20 protein-coding genes and 2 pseudogenes are annotated in these 20,962 nt (G+C 71.4%); 9 read left to right on the forward strand and 13 right to left on the reverse strand.

All coding sequences use genetic code 11. The features are described 5' to 3' along the window. Positions 1-2 precede the first annotated feature (2 nt). The 6 genes from AB0P41_RS03965 to AB0P41_RS03990 form a co-directional block, all read right to left on the reverse strand. Positions 3-671, reverse strand: a complete 669-nt coding sequence (locus AB0P41_RS03965) for a DUF6313 family protein (RefSeq protein ID WP_365929890.1) — start codon at positions 669-671, stop codon at positions 3-5. Between the two features lie 226 nt (positions 672-897). Then, entirely contained in the window at positions 898-1,518 is a 621-nt protein-coding gene (locus AB0P41_RS03970) for a hypothetical protein (RefSeq protein WP_365929892.1), read from the reverse strand. A 119-nt stretch (positions 1,519-1,637) separates the two neighbouring features. Further along, entirely contained in the window at positions 1,638-2,102 is a 465-nt protein-coding gene (locus tag AB0P41_RS03975; RefSeq protein WP_356708488.1) for a hypothetical protein, read from the reverse strand. A gap of 342 nt (positions 2,103-2,444) precedes the next feature. After that, positions 2,445-3,683: an MFS transporter gene (locus tag AB0P41_RS03980; RefSeq protein ID WP_365929894.1), complete on the reverse strand. Its 1,239-nt coding sequence runs from the start codon at positions 3,681-3,683 to the stop codon at positions 2,445-2,447. A 127-nt stretch (positions 3,684-3,810) separates the two neighbouring features. Next, complete coding sequence (locus AB0P41_RS03985) at positions 3,811-4,356, reverse strand: hypothetical protein (protein WP_356708492.1); 546 nt, start codon at positions 4,354-4,356, stop codon at positions 3,811-3,813. Continuing rightward, positions 4,349-4,978, reverse strand: coding sequence for a hypothetical protein (locus AB0P41_RS03990; RefSeq protein ID WP_365929963.1), 630 nt, complete (start codon positions 4,976-4,978; stop codon positions 4,349-4,351). The genes AB0P41_RS03985 and AB0P41_RS03990 overlap by 8 nt, the downstream gene beginning before the upstream one ends. A gap of 203 nt (positions 4,979-5,181) precedes the next feature. On the opposite strand from AB0P41_RS03990, the gene AB0P41_RS03995 reads away from it, so the two are divergent. Further along, positions 5,182-6,288, forward strand: coding sequence for a histidine kinase (locus AB0P41_RS03995; protein ID WP_356708494.1), 1,107 nt, complete (start codon positions 5,182-5,184; stop codon positions 6,286-6,288). After that, positions 6,285-6,953: a response regulator transcription factor gene (locus tag AB0P41_RS04000; protein ID WP_356708496.1), complete on the forward strand. Its 669-nt coding sequence runs from the start codon at positions 6,285-6,287 to the stop codon at positions 6,951-6,953. Before AB0P41_RS03995 ends, AB0P41_RS04000 begins: the two co-directional genes overlap by 4 nt. A 32-nt stretch (positions 6,954-6,985) precedes the next feature. On the opposite strand, the gene AB0P41_RS04005 is transcribed toward AB0P41_RS04000, so the two are convergent. The 4 genes from AB0P41_RS04005 to AB0P41_RS04020 form a co-directional block, all read right to left on the reverse strand. Then, complete coding sequence (locus tag AB0P41_RS04005) at positions 6,986-7,591, reverse strand: response regulator transcription factor (RefSeq protein ID WP_365929897.1); 606 nt, start codon at positions 7,589-7,591, stop codon at positions 6,986-6,988. Further along, positions 7,588-8,817: a histidine kinase gene (locus AB0P41_RS04010; protein WP_365929899.1), complete on the reverse strand. Its 1,230-nt coding sequence runs from the start codon at positions 8,815-8,817 to the stop codon at positions 7,588-7,590. Before AB0P41_RS04010 ends, AB0P41_RS04005 begins: the two co-directional genes overlap by 4 nt. A gap of 86 nt (positions 8,818-8,903) precedes the next feature. After that, positions 8,904-9,716, reverse strand: coding sequence for an ABC transporter permease (locus tag AB0P41_RS04015; protein WP_365929900.1), 813 nt, complete (start codon positions 9,714-9,716; stop codon positions 8,904-8,906). After that, positions 9,716-10,714, reverse strand: a complete 999-nt coding sequence (locus AB0P41_RS04020; protein ID WP_365929902.1) for an ABC transporter ATP-binding protein — start codon at positions 10,712-10,714, stop codon at positions 9,716-9,718. Before AB0P41_RS04020 ends, AB0P41_RS04015 begins: the two co-directional genes overlap by 1 nt. A 256-nt stretch (positions 10,715-10,970) precedes the next feature. Here AB0P41_RS04020 and AB0P41_RS04025 point away from each other — a divergent pair, with 256 nt between their 5' ends. After that, a complete protein-coding gene (locus tag AB0P41_RS04025; protein WP_365929965.1) occupies positions 10,971-13,184 on the forward strand; it encodes a helicase in 2,214 nt (737 codons plus the stop codon). Between the two features lie 5 nt (positions 13,185-13,189). Beyond that, positions 13,190-13,712, forward strand: a pseudogene (locus AB0P41_RS04030) (class I SAM-dependent methyltransferase); the annotation flags it as partial. A gap of 83 nt (positions 13,713-13,795) precedes the next feature. Here AB0P41_RS04030 and AB0P41_RS04035 read toward each other — a convergent pair. Next, positions 13,796-14,320 carry a DUF6879 family protein gene (locus tag AB0P41_RS04035; RefSeq protein WP_356708503.1) on the reverse strand — a complete coding sequence of 175 codons (525 nt, stop codon included), beginning with the start codon at positions 14,318-14,320 and terminating at the stop codon, positions 13,796-13,798. A gap of 339 nt (positions 14,321-14,659) precedes the next feature. Here AB0P41_RS04035 and AB0P41_RS04040 point away from each other — a divergent pair, with 339 nt between their 5' ends. From AB0P41_RS04040 to AB0P41_RS04055, 4 genes are all read left to right on the forward strand, one after another. Further along, positions 14,660-15,268 (forward strand): cupin domain-containing protein, encoded by a 609-nt coding sequence (locus tag AB0P41_RS04040; RefSeq protein ID WP_365929904.1) that lies wholly within the window; start codon positions 14,660-14,662, stop codon positions 15,266-15,268. A 365-nt stretch (positions 15,269-15,633) separates the two neighbouring features. Further along, the gene (locus AB0P41_RS04045) at positions 15,634-16,713 is read left to right on the forward strand and encodes a MarR family transcriptional regulator (RefSeq protein ID WP_365929906.1); all 1,080 of its coding nucleotides are present in this window, start codon (positions 15,634-15,636) and stop codon (positions 16,711-16,713) included. A gap of 124 nt (positions 16,714-16,837) precedes the next feature. Then, a complete protein-coding gene (locus AB0P41_RS04050; RefSeq protein ID WP_356708822.1) occupies positions 16,838-17,503 on the forward strand; it encodes a DUF5701 family protein in 666 nt (221 codons plus the stop codon). Positions 17,504-17,656: 153 nt separating this feature from the next. After that, complete coding sequence (locus tag AB0P41_RS04055; RefSeq protein WP_365929907.1) at positions 17,657-18,523, forward strand: AraC family transcriptional regulator; 867 nt, start codon at positions 17,657-17,659, stop codon at positions 18,521-18,523. Between the two features lie 9 nt (positions 18,524-18,532). Here AB0P41_RS04055 and aac(3) read toward each other — a convergent pair whose 3' ends face one another. Both aac(3) and AB0P41_RS04065 read right to left on the reverse strand, forming a co-directional pair. Continuing rightward, the gene (gene aac(3), locus AB0P41_RS04060) at positions 18,533-19,405 is read right to left on the reverse strand and encodes an aminoglycoside 3-N-acetyltransferase (RefSeq protein WP_365929909.1); all 873 of its coding nucleotides are present in this window, start codon (positions 19,403-19,405) and stop codon (positions 18,533-18,535) included. Positions 19,406-19,664: 259 nt separating this feature from the next. Next, positions 19,665-20,069, reverse strand: a pseudogene (locus tag AB0P41_RS04065) (MarR family transcriptional regulator); the annotation flags it as partial. A gap of 204 nt (positions 20,070-20,273) precedes the next feature. Here AB0P41_RS04065 and AB0P41_RS04070 point away from each other — a divergent pair. After that, the gene (locus AB0P41_RS04070) at positions 20,274-20,945 is read left to right on the forward strand and encodes a hypothetical protein (RefSeq protein WP_365929910.1); all 672 of its coding nucleotides are present in this window, start codon (positions 20,274-20,276) and stop codon (positions 20,943-20,945) included. The last annotated feature ends 17 nt before the right edge of the window (positions 20,946-20,962 follow it).

Genomic DNA, 20,962 nt, shown 5'->3' on the forward strand with positions numbered 1-20,962 from the left:
GTCTACCGCCTCCTTTCGCAGACGATGCAGAGCCCGACGAGGGCGGTGAAGAGAAATCCCATCTTGCTCGTGTTCTGCGCCTGGCGCAGACACTCGCGCCGGTCGAGATGGGCGTACTGCGGAGTGGACATGATGTCCCGGACGTAGACCTCCCAGTGGTCCTGCGCCCGCTTCCAGTCGTTTCGGTGTGCGACCCGGACCCAGGCGTCGACGAACTCCTGCCGGGCGTGGTTGCCGTGGAAGTAGGGCCTCAGGTCGTCGATCAGCCCGGGTGGCCTGAGCCGCTGGCCCCAGGTGCGCTGTCGGAAGAGCGAGTTGGCGGAGATCGACTTCACGCTGCCGATACGCGTCGTGATCACGTGTCCGGCGAAGCCACCGATGATGGCCGGGACGAGGAGCCAGCCGAGAAGGGACAGGGCCCAGAGAAGGGTGTGCTTGGGCGCCTCGATCAGCGTGAAGACCTCGTACACGCCGCTCGGGCTGCCGGCTCTGGCGGCGAAGACGTACAGCACGAGCAGGCAGAGGGCGATGGGGACACCCCAGTCGAGCACCCACTGTGTGACGCCCTTCAGCGCCTTGCGCGATCTCCAGGCGCGGCGCAGTCGCGCCGTGAGCCCGGACCGGCCCGGCGGCAGATCCAGGTGACTCGGGACAGGAACAGGGCCGTGCACCAACTATCGCCCCCCGGCTGGTTTTTGTGACAGGCACGCGGCCACTGGTCGTCGTGCTCCCCGGCTGCCGCAGTCGGCTTCGCCAGGGCGATGGTCAGGATAAGGGTCGTGCCGTCGCCTCCGCTCCTCGCTGGGACATCGCGGGACCTCCCGGACCTGCCATGCTGCCCGAGCGCCCGCCGGTCGGTCCGCCCGGCGACGGCACCGGACTCGCCCTCCTCCCCCTTCAGCCGCCGCTCAGCGGCGAGCCCCATGCGGCTTCGTGCCGGGGTCGCCCCAGGAGGTGGGCGAGCAGTCGCTCCGCCGTCTCCGGCGCGGTCTCCTGCGGCGCTCCGGCCGAAACCAGGGCGGCCCCGAGCCTTGCCGGCGCCGCCTCCGGCACCTCCAGGTCGTCGAGGAGGGGGAGTGCCAGCAGGAGCCGTGCGGCGGCGTCCTCGACTCCTTCGGCCGTGCGGCATGGGTGGTCGGCCATACGGACGAGGTCCTGCCACGTCAGCCCGGCGCCCGAGAACTCCCCTTGCCGGCTGCCCGTCCGCTGCGCACCGCTCCCGCCCTGGTGGGTGAGGAGATAGTCGATGCCGTAGTCGCCGACGAGGTTGCGGTAGATCACCACGGCTCCGGGACCGTGCGCGGCGGGTATACGGAACACCGGCCACCGCCCGGGGTCGAACAGGGTCTCCGACAGGGCATCCGTATCAGCACCGTCGTCGCCGAACCACTCCGGAGAAGCGCGCCCGGCGCCCGTCCCCCCACCGCACATCGCCAGGAGGTGGTTCGACCAGAAGCCCCGGCGGGCCAGCAGCGGCTCCCCCGCGACCAGCGGAGCGTCATATCCCTCGATCAGCACCCTGTAAGCCTGCCACCGCCCACTGACACAGCCGGGTCAGCGATCCGCCAGGGCTCCGGCCTCGCAGCCGTACGCGTCCGTCCAGCACCCCGGGGTGCGGGACGGACGCGTACGGTGGCTCAGTCGCAGAGCAGCGCCCACGAGTTGTCGGGACGCCAGGTCTTCTCGCCCGAGGACGCACCCTTCCAGCTGAACGTCGCCACCACACCGAAACTCGACGTCGGCCACCTGCACGGGTCGACGGTGGTGGTGGCCGCCAGGTCCTGGGTGTCCTTCCAGCCGTCGTAGTCCTTCGTGGTCCGCAGCGTCACCCAGCCGTTGCCGCTGAAGCGCTGGAGCTTCACGTCGGTGACCTTGACCTGGTAGCTGCCGCCGCCGGCGACGTCGGTGATCTTCGCCCGCGCCCGGTAGGTGTCGGCCGTCTCGTCCCACCAGACGGCGGCGCACCGCTTGACCGCGGTCCCGTAGCACTCCCACGCGCTCTCCGCGGATGCCGGTGACGGTGTGAAGACGATCGACGCGCCGAGCGAAGCGGCGACCAACGCGCCTGTCGTACCGAACCGGCCCACACGCTTGAACCTCATGAAAACCCCCTCATGATTCACCAGTGATTCCGGGGGACCTTATCCAGCAGGCGGAGGCGATTGCGGCGACGTGCGGAGCGGTTGCCCCGCTGTGACAAAGTAAGAATTCGGTCCCCCGCAGCCCGCAATCCAAGCGTGTTACGGAACTGACGCGTCCCCACCACGTACTTCTGGAAGGCTGGTGACCGAGTACATCCCCGGCCCGTCGCTCCATGCCCCTCCACGGGGGCTGCGGGTCGTTGGGGAGTTACGGACACAGGTGTGCCCGATTTCAGGGGGTTTGGCCGTCCGTAACTTCCCAACGACGCCCGGCGGCGCCCCCTGCGCCCGCCCCGCTGAGCGTTACTTCTCCGGTGCGGGCTCCTGGTCTCGGGAGGGGGTGGGGGCCGGGGTCGGGGTGGACGTCCTTGTGGGGCGGGGGGCGATGGCCGGGGCCAGGAAGACGGCCACGGCTACGAATCCCAGGACGACGATCATGGCGGAACGCAGCCCGTAGTGGTCGCCGAGGAAGCCCAGCCCGGGAGGCCCGACGAGGAACGCGATGTAGCCGATCATCGCGACCAGGCTGACGCGCGCCGCCGCGTCAGGGCCCGAGTCGCCCGCCGCCGAGAGGGCGACGGGGAAGCCGAGCGAGGCGCCCAGGCCCCAGAAGAGGACGGCCGCGCCCGCCAGGACGGGCGAGTCGGCGAAGATGACGAGGGCGAGCCCGAGGGCCGCGGACAGTGCGCTGGCCCGGACGACGGGGGCGCGGCCGAAGCGGTCGATGAAGAAGCCGCCGCAGAAGCGGCCGAGCGTCATGGCTGCGGCGAAGCCCGCGTAGACGGCCGATCCCAGGGCGGGGTCGACGCCGTGGCCGTCGACCATGAGCAGGGGCAGCCAGTCGTTGGCGGCGCCTTCCGCCAGCGCCATCGCGAGGATGATGCCGCCGATCAGCAGGAGGCGCTGGTCCTTCCAGACGGCGGGGCGGGCCGGTGCGGTGCCGCCCTCGGCGGACCGCGCGCCCTTGGTCCTGCCGACGCCGGCGGGGATCGCGCGGATGGCGTACAGGAACATGCCGATCGCGATCACGGCCATGGCCGACAGGTGCCACAGCACCGGGAACTCGACTGCGGTGCACAGGATGCCGAGTGCGGCCCCCACGACGGTGCCGAGGCTGAAGAAGCCGTGCAGGGTGGGCAGGACGGTGCGGCGGGCGAGCTGCTCGACCTCGGCGCCGTCGATGTTGATCGCCACCTCGCCGCCGCCCATCCCCGCGCCGAAGAGGAACAGTCCGGCGGCGACGGTGGGCGCGGAGGTGAACACGGCCCCGCAGCCGATGACCACCAGGCCGGTGATGGTCAGCACCGCTCCCACGCCCATGACCGGCCGGGTGCCGAACCGTGCGACCAGTGCGCCGGAGCCGAGGATGCCGAGCATCGAGCCGACGGACAGGCCGAAGAGCACGAGGCCCATCTCGGCGGTCGACGCCCCGAGCTGGTCCCTGATGTCGGGTGTCCGTGTCACCCAGGAGGAGATCGACAGGCCGGGTATGAGGAAGAAGAGGAACAGTGCCGTCCGCCGACGACGTGTGGCCAGGTCCATCAGTGACGCGCTCTTTCAGGAGTGCACGGCCGGGCGGACGCCGCCCCCGGATGAGTATGTACAAACGTACACTCTTGTGCGGAGCGCGACACGGTCCCGCTCGTTCCAGGACCCGCCGGCGGCGGCGTCAGCGCGCCCGGCGCCGACGCCGGAAGTAGGCCACCGTGACTGCCGCGAGCAGGGGCCCCCAGGCCAGCAGTGGTAGGTAGCAGGCGGTCATCAGCCAGTGGCGGCCGCCTTGCGGGGACTCGGGGGCGCCCATGTTGTCCGGATCGTTCCAGACGAACGCGCCCGCGACCGTGACGAGCGTGACGAGCGCCGCGCCGAGCGCGGCGGGGACGACCGCCGCCATGACGGGAATTCTCCGGCCGCCCAGGACCGGTAACCGGTGCGGGAGTTCCTCGCCCCATCGGTGGACCAGGCCCAGGGTGAGCAGTCCGGCCGCCTCGGCGAGCAGGCTGAGACAGACGAGGTAGAAGGACTCGGTGCCGGGGAAGTTACGAGGGTGAAGGGACTCGTCGGTGAATCCGGAGTCCCATCCCAGGGCGATGGCGATACGCCACAGCCCGGACGGCACCGGAGTCAGGGCGGCTGCGTGCGCCGCCAGGCGGACGGCACGGTGGATCTGCGGCGCGGCCGGTGCGAGCGCTCCGGCCGACAGGGTGTCAGCCACGGCGGATGGCCGCCTCGGGCTGCGCGGGCGACTTGGTGATCTCGGCGTGGACCACCTTGTAGCCGCCTGTGATCACGGTCGTGAACGGCGCGGGTGCCATGCACGTGCCGACTCGCGGACTTACGTGCAGGCCGTTCTCGTCCACGTGCCCGGGGTCGACGTTGACCACGCCCCACGAGAAGCCGAGCCGGTCCGGCTCGCCCTTCCGGCCCTGCTGGACGCTGATTCCCAGCCGGGCGCCGATCTCCTCGACGTTCGACTTCGTCACCACTGCGGTCAGGGTCGCCGTCCGGCCGCTGGTGACCAGGCAGTCCACCGCGGCCTCCGCCCATCCCGTGGCCCCGCCCGGAGCGGTGTGGGAGATTTTCAGCGTGCCCCGGGCGTCCGTGGGCAGCCCCTCGGGCACTTCGGGAAGCACCGGCCGGGTGAACGGCTTCTGTTCCGCGTGGACGGTGAAACGGATGTCGTCGTCGAGCGACTCGATGTAGGAGATGCGCGCCGCCCCGTGGACGCTCGCCGCTTCTGCCGGCTTCTTCTCCACGGACGCGGCCGGGACGGCGGCGGTGACCAGCCCGGCTAGGACGGCGACGGCCGCCGTGGCGCCGATCACGGTGGTGCGCATCATGAAACCCCAACTCCCTTGTTCGCATCAGCGGTTGTGGGCATCAGCGGTTGTGCTGAGCCGGTTGGCTGAACGGCTCAAGCCTCGCCTCCGGCACACCCGGATCCCATCCGCCGATCGGCAGAACAATCCCGTCGTCGCCCGGCTCCTCTATGCCGTTGGGCATAGAGGCTCCCGGACCGCCCGCCCGTACGCTGATCACCATGTGGGAAGCAACCGGCCCGGCCCTCATGGCGCTTGGCGCTTTGCCGTCGCTCGTCGCGGCGTGCGCACTGGTGTGGGCCGTCGCCCGCCCCCGCGCCGCGGTCCGTGAGCGGCTCGGCCGCCTCGCCCCGCCGACCACGGCATGTGCGGTCCTCTCCCTGATCACCAGCTTCACCCTGCCGCAGGCCGGCCTCGCCGCCGGCTGGAAGCTCGTGGACTCCGCCGCCCTGTTGCTCCTGCTGGCCGTGGTCACCCGCTGGTCGCCCCTGCGCGGACTCGTGGCGGCCCTCCCGCCTGCCGCCCTCGCGGTGTCCCTCTGGCCGCTGCCGCTGGTCGCCGGTGTGTCCCTCCTGGAGGCCGTCGGGGTCGTCGCCGTCTGGCTGCTCCCCGTAGCCGCCGCGGTGACGGCCGGCGCCTACCCCCGCCGCCAGGAACTCCGCCGCCGGAACGCGGTGGCAGAGGCCCGCAGCGCCCAGCGCCTCCAGCTCTCCCGCGACCTGCACGACTTCGTCGCCCATGACATCAGCGGGATCGTCGTCCAGGCCCAGGCGGCCCGCTTCGTCGCCGCCTCCGATCCCTCCCGGGCCGTGCTCGCCCTGGAACGCATCGAGAAGGCGGGCCTGAGTGCTCTGGCCGCGATGGACCGGACCGTACAGATGCTGCACGATTCCGGGACCCCCACCACCGAGCCGCTCCCCGGCGTGTCCCGACTGCCCGACCTCGTGGAGGACTTCACCGCCGCGGGAGCCACCGAGGCGCATCTGGACCTGCCTCCCCGGGCCACACAGGCGCTGTCCCGCGAGGTCGGCGCCGTCGCCTACCGCATCGTCATCGAGGCACTGACCAACATCCGCCGACACGCCCCCGACGCCTCCCGTGCCACCGTCGCGTTCACCCCCACGGCCACCACAGTGGAAATCCGGGTCACCAACGACCGCGGTGCCGGACCGGCTCCGGCCCGCCGCCCCCGGGGCGGCCTCGGCCTTCCCGCTCTCGGCGAGCACGCCCGGGCCCTCGGTGGAACCCTCTCGGCGGGGCCGCACGGCGACGGCGGCTGGCAGCTCACCGCCGTCCTGCCTGCCACGCTCCCGGAAGAGATCCGATGACGACGCCCCCCGGCCCGACCCGCATCCTCATCGCCGACGACCAGGAGGACATACGCAGCGGCTTCCGCCTGATCCTCACCTCGCAGCCCGACATGACCGTGGTCGGCGAGGCTCCGGACGGCCTCACCGCCCTTGACCTGGCCCGGTCCCTGCGCCCCGACCTGGTCGTCGCGGACATCCGGATGCCGGGCCTGGACGGCCTCGAACTCACCCGGCGGCTCGCCGGCCCCGGCGTGGCCGACCCCACGCGTGTCCTGATCGTCACCACCTTCGACCACGACGACTACGTACGCACGGCGTTGCGCGACGGCGCCTGCGGGTTCCTGCTCAAGCGCTCGGGCCCTGGGCTGCTCATCGAGGGCGTGAGGGCGGCGATGGCCGGGGACCTCCTCGTCAGTCCTCAGATCACGGTCCGGCTGCTCCGGACCCTCGCCCCCGCCGCCGCCCCGGCACCGTCGCCTCTCACCGCGCGGGAGGGCGAGATCGCCCGGCTGGTCGCAGAGGGACTCACCAACGCCGAGATCGGGGACAAGCTCTTCATCTCGGCGGGTACCGCCAAGACGCATGTCGCGAACGTCCAGGCGAAGCTGAAAGCCCGTAACCGGGTGGGCATCGCCGCCTGGGTCTGGGAGAACGGCCTGGCCGGTCCGGCCCCACGGGCGTAGGCGCACGCTCCGGGCGTTCCGGCCCCCACGCGTCAGAGCCAGCCGTGCTCCCGGGCGATGCGTGCGGCGACGTGCCGGTTCTCCGCGCCGAGCTTCATCGCCGCGGCCGAGAGGTAGTTGCGGACGGTTCCGCTGGACAGCGACGCGCGGGCGGCGATGTCCGCGACCGGGGCCCCGTCCTCGGCGTACGACAGGACTTCCGCCTCCCGGGGTGTCAGGGGTGATTCGCCGGCGGCGATGGCGTCGGCGGCGAGTTCCTGGTCGACGTAGCGGCCGCCGGTGTGGACGGTCCTGATGATCTGCGCCAGTTGCTGCGCGGAGACCGTCTTGGGCACGAAGCCGCGCACCCCCACGCTCAGCGCGCGCTTCAGGGCCCCTGCACGGGCGTGGCTGGTGACGATCATCGCGGCGCAGCCGGGCACGACGGCGCGCAACTGGTCGGCGACCGCCACGCCGTCGAGGCCGGGCATCTGGAGGTCGAGCACTGCGACGTCGGGGCGGTGTGCCGTCGCCATGGCCAGCGCCTCGTCGCCGGTTCCGGCCTGTGCGACGACGGTGATGTCGTCCTCCAGGGTGAGGAGGGAGGCGAGCGCGCCCCGGATGAGGTGCTCGTCGTCCGCCAGCAGGACCCTGATCATTCGGCTTCCTCCCAGGGGATGCGCGCGGTGAGGCGGAAGACTCCGCCGGAGTGCTGTTCGAAGGCCAGCGTGCCGTTCAGCGCGGTCAGGCGTTCCTTCAGCCCGGCCAAGCCTGTGCCGGTGCCGGGCTCCGCCGCGGACGCGCCGTCGTTCTCCATCATGAGCAGGGCCGTGGCCGGACCCGCCGTACGGAGTGACATGGTGCAGCGGGACGCGCCCGGCGCGTGGCGGAGCACGTTCGTCGTCCCCTCGCGCACCACCCAGCCGAGGGCCGACTGCACCTCGGCGGGCAGACGGTCGGCGGGCCCGTATTCGATGCGGCAGTCGATGCCCGCGGCCTCCAGGACGGAGCGCGCTCCGGCGAGTTCGGTGTGGAGGTCGGCGGTGCGGTAGCCGCGGACCACCGAGCGGATCTCCCGCTGGGACTCCCGCGCGATGTTCTGCACCTCCTCCATGTGGTCGACCGCCTCGGGCCGGCCGCGCCGCGCGAGCTCTGCGGCGAGTTCGCTCTTGAGCGCCACGACCGCGAGGTTGCGGCCGAGTACGTCATGGAGGTCGCGGCCGAAGCGCAGGCGTTCCTCCGCGACGGCCAGGCGTGCCTGCGTCTCACGGGCGGCCGCCATCTCCTCGACGAGCCGCACACCCCAGCCGGAGGCCAGGGACGCGACGGCCATGAACGGCACCATGACCGTGGTCGCGCCGATGAGGAGGACCAGGGGCTCGCCCGTCAGCCCCGCCATGGCCGCCCCTGCCAGGGACGCCGCCGAGACGACCGCCACGAGGGCCGCCCCCGCGCGGGGTCCGAGTCCCAGCACGGGCGGGCCCGCGTAGAACATCAGCAGCCACAGCATGAAGGCCGTCAGGTCGCCGTTCTCGATGCGGCCGGACGACAGCAGCACGCATCCCCATGCCGCTGTGGCCGCGGTCACGGCCGTGTACACCGCCACGAGCAAGTAGGGCCGTGGGCCGACGGCGAGGTAGTGGTGCAGGGCGGAGCGCCACAGCAGGAGCTGGACTCCGGCGTGCGCCGTGCCCAGCACGATCACGGTCGCCGGCACCAGCACCCCGAAATCGCCGCGCACGACCCAGATGGTCCACAGCCCCACCTCGCAGACGGACATGAAGCCCACGCTGCTCACCGCGTAGCGGCGGTACCGGCTGGGGCCGTCCGGACCGCCGAGCCTCTCCACCCAGTCCTCCACGCTCATGGTGCTCATGGTGCTCATGGTCCCCGACTTCCTCGTCCGTGCGGGCATGTACGCCCTCGCGCGCACGGCCGGCGTCCATGCGCCCGTGTGCCCATGGCGCACTGTCAGCCGCGCGGGCCCCAACGGAACCACTGCCGCACGCCGAGGACCGCCACACCTGTCCAGGCCAGGGCGGCGAGCAGCAGGCGGATCTGGTCACCACCGCCGAGGCTGCCCGTCCAGCCGCCCTGGAGGAGGTCCATCACCGGCGAGAAGGGCAGCCAGGCGCTGATGTCTCCTGCCACGCCAGGCAGTACTCCACGCGGTACGAACATCCCGGAGCCGACCATGCTCAGCAGCCAGAACGGCAGGAAGGTCAGCTGCGCGCTCTCTGCCGTCCGGGTGACCGCGGCCGTCAGCGCGCTCGCGGCCACGAGCATCGCCCCTCCCACCAGGAGGCCGAGGACCACCAGATGCGGTGCCGCGGGTGCGGGGGCGTCCAGGACCACCGTCAGGCCGATGATCAGCAGGACGCACTGCACCAGCGCCAGCAGCAGAGCCGGGAGCGCTCCGCCCGCGAAGATCTCCCAGTCGCGCACCTCGCCCGTACGCAGCCGCTTGAGCACGAGGCTCTCACGACGCGTGACGTACACACCGACCAGATTCGAGTAGACCGAGAAGATCAGCGCCAGGCCCAGCGAACCGGGCAGCAGGACGGTGGCGATCGACAGGCCGGTGCCGCCCAGGTCCAGGCCCTTCACCATGCCCCGCATCCCGAAGGCCGTGACGGCCGGCACGAGGAGGGCGGTGACCAGCGCGGCCCGGCTGCGCAGGAGGAGCGTCAGCTCCGCACGGCCGAGGGCGGCCAGCCGGGCAGGGGCACCACTGCGCGTGGGCGCGGCCGTCCCCGGTCGTGTCACGCTCGCTGTCGTCGTCATCAGCGCGTCTCCTGCGTCTCGGTGTTCCCGGCGTTAGTGGCGTTCCCGGCGTTCGCGAAGCCCTTGGCGTCGTCGAAGCCCTCGGCGTCGTCGAAGCCCTTGGCGATCTCCATGAAGGCCTCTTCCAGCGACGCGGACCGGGCGTCGAGCGCGTGCAGGGCGACGCCCGCGTGGTGGGCCCAGGTCAGGAGTTCGGTGGTCGTGCGCTGGAGGTCCCGGGTCTCCAGCCGTACGGTCCCTCCCTCGTCGGAGTGCCGGGTCACGCCCATCGACGCGAGCGGCGGCAGTTCGCCGAGGAAGCGGTCCGGGGGCAGTCGGAAGCTGATCCGGGAGGGCCGCTCGGCCACCACGTCGGCCACCCGGCCCGTGGTGGCGATCAGCCCCTGGTGCATGATCGCCAGCCGGTCGGCGAGCTGCTCGGCCTCCTCCAGGTAGTGCGTGGTGAGGAGCACGGTCGTGCCCTGGGCCTTGAGCTCTCCGATCAGCTCCCAGGTGTCCCGGCGCGACTGGGCGTCCAGGCCGGTCGTCGGCTCGTCGAGGAACAGCACCTCGGGCCGGCCGAGCAGGGCCAGGGCGAGGTCGAGGCGGCGGCGCTCGCCGCCGGAGAGCTGCTTAACCCTGACCGTGCGCCGCTCGGAGAGTCGGGTCAGTTCGAGTGCCTCGTCGGCGGGGCGCGCGCCGGTCGTGCAGCCCGCCCACATCCGTACGGTCTCCAGGACTGTCAGCTCCGGCGGGAAGCCGCCCTCCTGGAGCATCACGCCGATGCGGTGCCGTACGGCCCTGCGCTCGTGGAACGGGTCATGGCCCAGCACCCGGACGGTCCCGCCGCTGGGGGTGTCCTGGCCCTCCAGGAGTTCGAGCGTGGAGGTCTTGCCCGCCCCGTTGGTTCCCAGCAGGGCGAAGAGCTCTCCGCGGGCGACCGTGAAGTCGACGCCGCGTACGGCCTCGAAGCCCCGGTAGCTCCGTTTCAGTCCGATGGTTTCGATGACTGCGTTCATGTCCTCCACACTCCCGGCGGCAGAGGCCGGACGGCAGTGCGGTGTGTCATCGGGTCCGTATGACGCCTGTCATGGGGGCGCATGACAGGCGTCATACCGCCGGGTACGGAAAATCCCCGTCCGGAATTGCGGGACGGGGATTTGCTCACGTATATTAAGTGGTTCTGTGTGCCCACAGAAAAGGCCCCTCACTGGGGGCCACTAGAAACACCATATCCGGCAGGGAGCGATTTTGTCAACTCGCGGAAACGTCGAATTGCAGAAGGAGCAGGAATTCATCGACCGGCTCTACGACCGTGTCGACGAGCTGCGCGGGGTCACCGCTCAGCGCGTCGAGGAGGCGCTGACACCGGTGGGGAACGGCCTGCAGGCCCGGCTCGAACGTGATGTGCTCGTCTCCGAGCGTTCCGGCCTGCTGGCCGCCCTGAATGCGGTGGACGGTTCGCTGTGCTTCGGCCGGATCGATCTCCGCGACGGCGCGGCGCACCATATCGGTCGTATCGGAATTCGTGAGGACGACACCGAGCACACGCCCCTTCTGATCGACTGGCGGGCACCGGTCGCGCGCCCCTTCTATCTCGCGACCGGTCACACGCCGATGGGGCTCCGCCGGCGCAGACACCTCACCACCGAGGGCCGTACGGTCACCGAGCTGCACGACGAGATCCTCGACCTCGGGGACGACGAGCGCAGCGGCTTCGAGGACCCGAGCGGTGACGCCGTGCTGCTCGCCGCGCTGAGCTCCGCCCGCACCGGCCGCATGGGCGACATCGTGCGGACCATCCAGGCGGAGCAGGACCGCATCATCCGCGCCCCGCACCGTGGGGTCCTCGTCGTCGAGGGCGGCCCCGGGACCGGCAAGACGGCGGTCGCGCTGCACCGGGCCGCGTTCCTGCTGTACGAACACCGTGAGCTGCTGGCCAAGCGGGCGGTCCTGGTCGTGGGCCCCAACCCGGCCTTCCTGCGCTACATCGGCGAGGTGCTGCCCGCGCTCGGCGAGACCGGCGTCATGCTCGCCACCCAGGCCGAGCTTTTCCCCGGCATTCACGCCCGCGCCACGGACACCCCCCGCGCGGCAGCCGTCAAGGGCGGTGCGGGGATGGCCGAGGCCCTCGCCCTCGCCGTACGCGACCGGCAGCAGCTGCCCGAGCCGGGCGCGCCCCTGGTCATCCCGCACGACGACGGCGACCTGATCCTCGACTGGGAGATCGCCTACGAGGCGCGGCAGTCGGCCCGTGAGATCAGGCTGCCGCACAACCTCGCCCGCCCGTACTTCACGTTCCAGGTGATCGACGCGCTGACCAGGCAGCTCACCGAACGCATCGGCGCCGACCCGTACGGCGGCCCCAACTTCCTGGGCCCGGACGACGTCGCTCAGCTCGGCAAGAGCGTCGCCACGAGCGAGGAGGTGCACGCGGCGGTCGGTGAGCTGTGGCCACTGCTCACCCCCGAGGACTTCCTCGCCGACTATCTGGCCGAGCCGGTGTACGTACCGGACGAGGACGCGCGGGCCATCAGGCGCGCCCCCGGCGACAGGGAGTGGACCCCGGCCGACGTGCCGCTCCTCGACGAGGCGGCCGAGCTGCTCGGCTCCGACGACAGTGCCGAGCGGGCCGCCGCAGAGGCGGAGCGCCAGGAGCGGGTGGCGTACGCACAGGGTGTCCTGGAGCTGTCCCGGGGTTCGGAGTCGTACGAGTTCGAGGACGAGGACGAGTCGGAGCTCCTGGCCGCCCACGACATCATCGACGCCGAGCGGATGGCGGAGCGGCACGAGGAGGCCGACCACCGCAGTGCCGCCGAGCGGGCCGCCGCCGACCGGACCTGGGCGTTCGGGCACATCATCGTCGACGAGGCGCAGGAGCTGTCGCCGATGGCGTGGCGGCTGCTGATGCGCCGGTCGCCGACCCGCTCCCTGACCCTGGTCGGTGACCCGGCGCAGACGTCCGAGGAGGCGGGCATCGGCTCGTGGGAGAAGATCCTGGAGCCGTATGTCGGCGACCGCTTCGAGCATGTGCGGCTGGGGGTCAACTACCGTACGCCCGCCGAGATCATGGAGCTGGCCGCCAGGGTGATACAGGCCGAGGACCCGTCGTTCGAGCCGCCCGGATCGGTGCGGTCCACCGGTGAGACCCCGTGGACGCGGGACTCCGGTGCCGATCTGGCGGGCGCGGTGGCGCGGGCCGTCGAGGAGCTGACACCCGAGGAGGGGCGCCTCGCGGTGATCGCGCCGCGCGAGCTGCACGACGAGATCGCGGCCCCGCTCGACGGGATCACCCCGGGCGCCGAACCCGATCTCACCCGCTCCGTGGTGCTGCTGGGCCCGCGTGAGGCCAAGGGACTCGAATTCGACCACGTGCTGGTGGTGGAGCCCGGGAGGTTCGGGACGAGCGACCTGTACGTGGCGCTGACCCGCGCCACGCAGCGGCTGGGCATCGTCCACCGTGAGGAGCTGCCCGCGTCGCTGCGCTGAGGGGGCGGGTGCTCGACCTGGCCGGCGGTTCGGGCGAGATGCTCTGCACCTGGGCCCGTGACCACGGCGTCACAGGGACCGGGGTGGACATCAGCGCTGTGTTCACCGAGGGAGCCCGCGCCCGCGCCGCCGAACTCGGCGTCGCCGACCGGGTCACCCTCGTGCACGACGACGCCTCCGGTTACGTCGCCGACGAGCCGGTGGATCTCGCCGCGTGCGTCGGCGCCACCTGGATCGGCACGGTGTGGCCGGCACCGCCGAGCTGCTGAGCAGGAGTCTGCGCCCCGGCGGCCTGATACTGATCGGGGAGCCGTACTGGCGCCGGGAAGTGCGGACAAGGAGCCTGCCAAGGCCTGCCACGCGGGCAGCAAGGTCGACTTCCTGCTGCTGCCGGAGCTGATCGAGCAGTTTGGCGAACTCGGTTACGACGTCGTCGAGATGGTGCTGGCCTCCCAGGACAGCTGGGACCGTTACCAGGCGGCGCAGTGGCTCAACCTCCGCCGCTGGCTCGACGCCCATCCCGATGACGGCCCGCGTCCTTACGGAAGCCGCGCAGCCGGGCACCCAGCGCCTCTCGTGTCTCCTGTGCCTTCTGCTCGCTCACGGAACGGTCAGGGCTTGTACTCGTTGTGTGGGATGGACTTGCCCCAGAGAAGGTCCCGGACTAGTACGCACTCGGCGACAACCGCGAGGTCCGTGATGATCTCAGAGCCCAGGACGCGCCCTGACTCGTCGAAGTGCCCCACGGCCAACGTCTTGTCGTCGAAGAGCCACCAGTCGTTGCCCGCGACGGGGAGCACCAGGCCCTCGGGCATCTCGTGGCGCGGCAGCCAACGAATGGACTCGCCGGCCTCCTCATTGACGTGGGTCGAGATGTACTCCCACCGGATGTACGGCGCGTGCGGCTCGGTGACGACGCGCACGCGGCGCACAGCCTTACCCGCGTCGGTGACGCGCTTCATGAGCTGCAACCACGGCGCCATGTACGAGTCGTCTTCCTCGGCCCCATCGAGCCACGCCCTGTACGGGCCGTCCTCGTTGGGGACTGAGTAGTCGTCCCTCAGCTCCAAGTGGAAGGCGTCGTGCGCGAAGCTCTCAAAGAGCTGGTTGCGCTCGTCGCTGGAGATCAGCTCCACGCGGTTCCTCCAGTAGCGCTGCGATCGCGGCCTTGGGGACCTCGACCACGGTTTCGTAGTCCGGAATTACCATCTGCGCCAGGGCTTCGGTGTCAGTCACCTCTTGGCCTTGCACAACGTACGTACCTTCAGGAGTGAGGACCATCAGGGGGTCCTCAAGGTGCTTGAACAGCTCGGTACATCGACACCGCATGTGTGCCGGCGGGCGACATCGCTCTCGTGATGTCGGGGCCCTCGCTGCACCCCGACTGCCATCGAACGGGCGGACGAACCGATCCCTCCAAGCTCCGCAAGCTCCAACACGACGGCTACACCGTTCGACTGGGGAACCTTCAGCGCGTGATCCCGTTCCTCGCGGAGGCGTCTCGAGCAATCCAGGAGGAGACGGGCTACAGCAACTACGTCTCCGCCTTCCTGACCCCACCGCGGAGTCAAGGGTTGCTCCATCACTGGGATCAGCAGATGGGGGTGATCGCTCAGGTCAAGGGCGTGAAGCGCTGGCAGCTCTGGCGACCGGAGTGTCCCGCGCCGATGCGCGAGTATCAGGAGTCCTTCCGCGTGTGGAACCCGGACTTCATCCCGAAGTGGGAGACGCTCGGCCCTGACATGGAAATCGCCCTGGAGCCGGGGCAGTCTCTCGTTCTCCCGCGCGGATGGGTGCACAACCCTCACGCCCTGGATTCCGATGAGGGGACGGTTCATCTCACGTTCGCGGTACGGGAGCGAACACCCCTCTGGCTGGCAGAGAAGCTCATTGCATCAGCGATCGAAAACCCGGAGTTCCGTCGCGTGGTCATGCCAAGCGATCTCCTTGGGGAGCGGGCACTCGCCGACACTCTGCGGGTGACGCGACGGGCGCTCGTGGAGCACCTCGAAGCGCTGGATGTGCACGGCTTGGCCCGCGCCGTGCGCCGGGCCTCCGTGACTGAGATGGAACCAGCGAGGTAGAACTCCAGCCCACGTGCGGTGACCCGGTCCCGGAGCTCGGGTCCCGGAGCCCGAGAGTCGGGAGGCCCTGTTCACACTTTCGGGGCCCGGAATCGAGGCTTCCGCCCGACGCTTGAGCTTCGGGATCCGGGCGTCGGGATCCGAGGGCCGGGATTCGAGCGATGCCTTTAACCGGTAGGGAAGTAAGGGGGTTTGGGAAAACCTCCCCGACCTCCCTGACCCGTCACGGCCAGCAAGTATGACTAATCGTGACCGGCTTGCGGCGGAGCGTGGCGACTGCTTACGGTGCGACAACCAAACGACCCCGGCTCGGTGTTGGAAGCACCAGACCGGGGTCTGACCGCAAGATCGAAGAAAGCGATCCCGTGGCTACCGAGCACAGTAACTCCGCCCTGCGCGCCCCCGCACCCTCGCGCCCGTACCCGATGGCCAGCCCCGGTTACGGCAAGCGCTCCATGCCTGATCAACGCCCGCGCGCAGCCGATGACTTCTCCCTGCTGCCCGCCCGCGAGCGGTACATCGCCGGGTTCATCGACCGGCTCCCCGACGGCGCCTCGATGGACGTCAAGAGCCTCGCCAAGCAGCTCCCGCTGTACGGCCAGCAGGCCGTGGGCTCGGCCCTGAAGGCGCTGGCCACCGCCGGGCATCTGCGCCGCGTACGGTGCCTCGTCGGCGAGCAGGGGCAGGTCCGCTGGGTCTCGCGGACGTTCTGGTCACGTACGGCCCGCGACAACGAGTGGTGGGCGGCCACCGAGGTCACCCCGGCGGCAGTTGATGCCGCCCTGGCAGCCCCCGGGGGCACCCCGGCGGCATCCGCTGACCCCTTGCCGGCCGCCGCCGCGCAGCCCTGCACTCCTGCGGAGTCCCCCGCGCCGCCGGAGCCCGCCCGTGCCGCGCCGGTCGCGCCTGCGGGGCCGGTTCCGCCCGTCGGGCCCGTGGTGCACGTGGTGCCCGTGGTGCCCGTGCAGCGTGTGGTGGCCTCCGCCGAGCCGTCCCCCGCCTATCTCACGTTGGCGCGGCTGGGCCGCGTCGACTCCCGTCTGACACTGTCGGCCGCCGACTGCGCGGTCCTGGAGGCCCTGGCCGCCGCGTGGTTCGACCGAGGCGTGGACGGCGACTACCTCACGCAGGCCCTCACCGCCGGGCTCCCGGCGCGGGTCGACTCCCCGGTCGCCTTCGTACGCCACCGCCTCACCGACAAGATCCCGGCGCACGTGCCCGCCGCCCCCGCGCCGCCCGCACCGGGCGCGCCCGTACACCGCGTGATGCTGGAGTGCACCAAGTGCGGTGCCCCCGGCCGCCCCGAAGCCCTCCCCGACGGCCTCTGCCGCCCGTGCCGCGCGCCGGGGGCCGATGCTGTGCCCGAGGTGGAGGTGGGCCGCCCCAGCGAGGAGGATGTCCGGGTGTTCACCGCCGGGCTCCGCGATCTGCTCAAGTCGCCCTGAGCCGAAAGGCCGACTCCCGGTACGGCCTCGCGGAACCGGGAACGCTGCCATGGGCCGCCTCGTTGACCCCACGCGCACCGCTGCGAACCGCGACCCGAGGAGTCCGAGTACATTGCCCGAAGCCCTGCCGGATGCTTCGTCCACCGCACCCCTGCCCCCGCTCCCGCCCGTCGCCGTCCAGGCGGAGCGGCTGATCGAGCTCGGGGTGCACGAGCTCGCCCGGATACCGGCCGACGACCTGCGCGCCTTCGCCGGGAGCGCGGGCCAGGACGCGGACAACGCCCTCCTGGTGGTCCACCCGGACCGTGTCCCGCCGTCCGCCCTCGCGCCGCTGCTCCGCCGCGAGGGCAAGCCCGGCTTCGTCGTCGTCGACATGCCCGACGTCGACCGGTTCGCGCCCACCTCCGCCGCGCCGCCCGACGCCCCGCTCTACCTCGTCACCGGCGTCGACCGGGGCGACCGCATGGCCAACTGGAGCCCGGAGGAGGCGCTGCCGGCCCTCGCCGAGGAGGGCCGCACCCCGCTGCTGCTCACCGAAGGCATCCACTGGGTGCTCCAGCAGCCGACGGCCCTCGCACGCAACCGCTGCTTCATGACCATCGGGTCCCGGCTGCGGAAGGCGAACGGCACCTTCGACGCGCGTACGCCCGCGATCTGGATCAGCAACGGCACCGGGCGGGACGGCCGCGAACGCCGGGGCGCGCCGAAGATCGGCTGGTGCTGGTGGGGCAACCGCCACACCTGGCTGGGCTTCGCCTCCGCGACGGGCCGCATGAGCCGGCTGCCCTGACTGCCCCGCCCGGCACGCTCCGGCCGCTCGGCCGTGCGCCCCGATACCGGCTGCGTGAGCAGCGGTTACGCACCCCACCGCATCGGGCACAGGATGTCGGGTCCGGCAGGGTGGGTCCTTCCTAACGTGAGGGACGAAAGGAAGGAGTCCGGGATGCTGGACCGGCTGAACCAGGCCCTGGATCACATCGAGTCCCACCTCGACCAGCCGGTCGACGTGGCCGGTCTCGCGCGCATCGCGGCGACGTCGGAATACCACTTCCGCCGGATGTTCTCCGCGCTGGCGGGCCTGCCGCTGTCGGAGTACATCCGGCGCCGGCGGCTGACCGTGGCGGGCGCCGAGGTGCTCGCCGGTGACCGGACGCTGCTGGACGTCGCGACCCGCTACGGCTACGGCTCCGGCGAAGCCTTCGCCCGAGCGTTCCGTGCCATGCACGGAGTGGGCCCGGGCGAGGCGCGGCGCACGGGAGCGGCGCTGCACTCGCAGCCACGGATGTCCTTCCGCCTCATCGTCGAAGGGAGCAGCAGCATGCGATACAAGATCGTGGACAAGGGTGATTTCCGTGTGGTCGGCAGGAAGGCTCGCGTACCGCTCGTGCACGAAGGGATGAATCCGGCGATCGCCGGCTTCATCCGGGGCCTCGGCAAGGACACACTGCGGCGCATCGCCGCCCTGGCCGATCAGGAGCCGTCGGGGATCGTCCAGGTCAGCGACCAGCTCGACCCGAGCCGGGCGGAGGGAACCGACTTCGACTACTACCACGGGGTGGTTACGGCCGCCGAGGTTCCCGGGGACATGGACGCCCTCACCGTCCCGGCGGGACTGTGGGCCGTCTTCGAGAACTCCGGCCCGTTTCCGCAGGCGCTCCAGCACCTGTGGCGGGATGTGTTCACGCAGTGGTTCCCGTCCAATCCGTACGCCAGCAGGCCGGGGCCCGAGATCCTGAGCGTGCGGCTGTCCGAGGACGGGTCGCAGGCCGAGGCCGAGCTGTGGATCCCGGTGGAGCGGTCCGGCGCCTGAGCGCGTCCCCTACCGGGCGCCGCCCACCTTCTCCTCGATCCACTCGATGCCGAAGCGCACGACTTCCCCGGCCTCGAAGAGGTGACTGTCGGCGGCGCCGACCCTGCCCCTGCGGCCGATCCCGGCGGCGACCATGGCCCGGCCGATCGTCTCGAACGGGTCCTGACCTTCGGGGGTGACGGCGGAGTAGTCGAAGGCCCCCTTCGACGAGTCGATGTCCCGGAAGTGGCGCCAGACGCGCCGGCCGTCGCTGTCCAGGACCGGCTGCTCGTACTCCACGAACCGTTTGCCGGGCGCCTCGGCGAGCGCCTCCGCATGGTGCAGGAGAGTGAGGGTCTCCAGCGGTGCGCCCAGCATCAGCACCCGCCCGCCCAGGGCGACCAGCCGGGCGAGCGGACTGCCGGGGCCGTGCGGGTCGTTCCATGGGTGGTCGGCCGTCAGCTCGACGGCCGCCGCACCGAGCGCGGCGCAGCTCACGTCGGGATGCCGGCTGCGGACGGCCCCCGGCCACCGGCGCAGCGCCTCGGGGAGACGGCCGTTGTCGTGGTCCGCCTCGCTCGACTCCGGTTCGTAAGCCGGGTGTTCCGCGTGTACGGCGTCCCGCCAGGGTTGCGGCCACGCGGAGAAGCCGTACGGCAGGGCGTCGTTCCAGCCGCAGGTCACCATCAGGGTCCCCCGCTCCCCCACAACGTCCCGCAGGGCGCCGATGAGGGCCTGGGAGCCGCCGGCCACGTAACCGATGGCGGACAGCCGTGTGTGGAACATGACGGTGTCGCCCTCGGCGAGGCCCAGCGCGGTCAGATCGCGGACGAGCCGTCCACGGGTGACGGGGCCGTCGGCGCGCGCGAGCAGGGCGTCCTGGTCCGGGGGTGGTTCGTCCATGGGGGCGACGGTATCGCTCCTTGCACCGCCCTGCGTGGCGGACGGACGAGTCTCTCGGCGGCGGACGGGCGGACCGACAGGCGGGCGGGCGGGCGGATGGAGAAGCCACCGGGGCGGCGTTCGACTGATCATGCGATCTTCCGGCCGGTCGCTCGTCGGTCCGGACATGGGCCGGGCACCTTGCGGGCGGCGAGCGGTGGCTTCTCGAACCGTATCCGCCGCCGTCCGCTCACCTCCGGGCCGTCGCGCGGGACAGCCGTCAGCCGAAGTCGTCGGGGACGATGCGGAGTCTTCGGGCGATGCGGGCGAGGGCCTTCTGGTCGGTCGTGTTGAGCGAGTCGAGGACGATCCGGCGTACGGCGCGCAGGTGTGTGGGCGCCGCCAGGCGCACGATGTCGTAGCCGTCGTCGGTGAGTTCGGCGAGGGTGTAACGGCCGTCGGCCGGGTCGGGTGTCCGCACGACCCAGCCGCGCTGTTCACAGCGCTTGACGACGTTGGACAGGCGGGAGAGCGACCCGCTGGCGAGGAAGGCGAGCTCTCCCATCCGCAGCTTGCGCTGCGGGGCCTCGGAGAGGGGGCTGAGCACGAGGTACTCGAACAGGGTGAGGCCGTGTTCCTGTCGCAGCGGCGACTCCAGCTTGCCGGGCAGCAACAGGACAACCGAACCGTCACATCCCGCGACCGAACGGTGAGCACCAAGGACTGAAGACGCTCCGTGGCGACCGTTCCGTTCCGGCTCCTGCGCCGATCCCGACCGCCTGACGCACGACGGGAACCGCCTGGCGCAGTTCGGCCGTCCTCACGCCCGAACTGCCGCGCGGGTCACCACGGGTGCCGTGCGGAACACGCCACGTATCCAAGGAGCAGCATGACCTCCCACGGCAGTACGCGCCCCCCGAACAGCCGCCCGAGCGGCGGCACCGGTTCCCCGTCGACGCGCGACACCCGCACGGCCCTCCGGGACTGCGCGAAGGGTCTCCTGATCCTCACGGTCGCGCTCGGTGCGGCGACGGCCTGCGGGCCGTTGTCGGACAGCGGCAGCGGGTCGCCGAAGGGGGGCAGCCAGAAGTCCAGGGACTGGAAGGTCGGCGACTGCGCGGGTCCGGACACCAGCCAGTCGAAGGACGGCTTCCAGGGCCTCGACTGCGACGACCCGAAGGCGACGATCAAGGCGCTCGCGGTGAAGGACGGCGAGTTCTTCGCCGGGGCCGTCGAGTGCCCGGCCGGGACCGACGAGATCATCTCGGTGAAGGTCTCCTTCGGCGGGGACGCCTCCACCGGCGGCATCCCCAGCAAGACGATCTGCGGCCGTAACCTCTCCGGCGACCACCCCGGGGACGCGGGCGCGGGTGGCGGGCAGCTCGTGGTGGGCGACTGCGTGAGCGACGAGGCGAAGGAGGTGCCCTGCGCGAGCGGCGGGAACAAGGTCCTCGCCCTGACCAAGACCGCCGAGGAGTGCCCGGCGGACGCCGACAACCCCATCGAGCTCTTCCCGAGCCCGGGACGCCCGTACGACGCGATCTGCACCAGCAAGGCCTGACGCGACGGCCCGCTGGT

The sequence above is a fragment of the Streptomyces sp. NPDC079167 genome (assembly GCF_040686735.1).
In the GTDB taxonomy this organism is placed as follows: Bacteria; Actinomycetota; Actinomycetes; order Streptomycetales; family Streptomycetaceae; genus Streptomyces.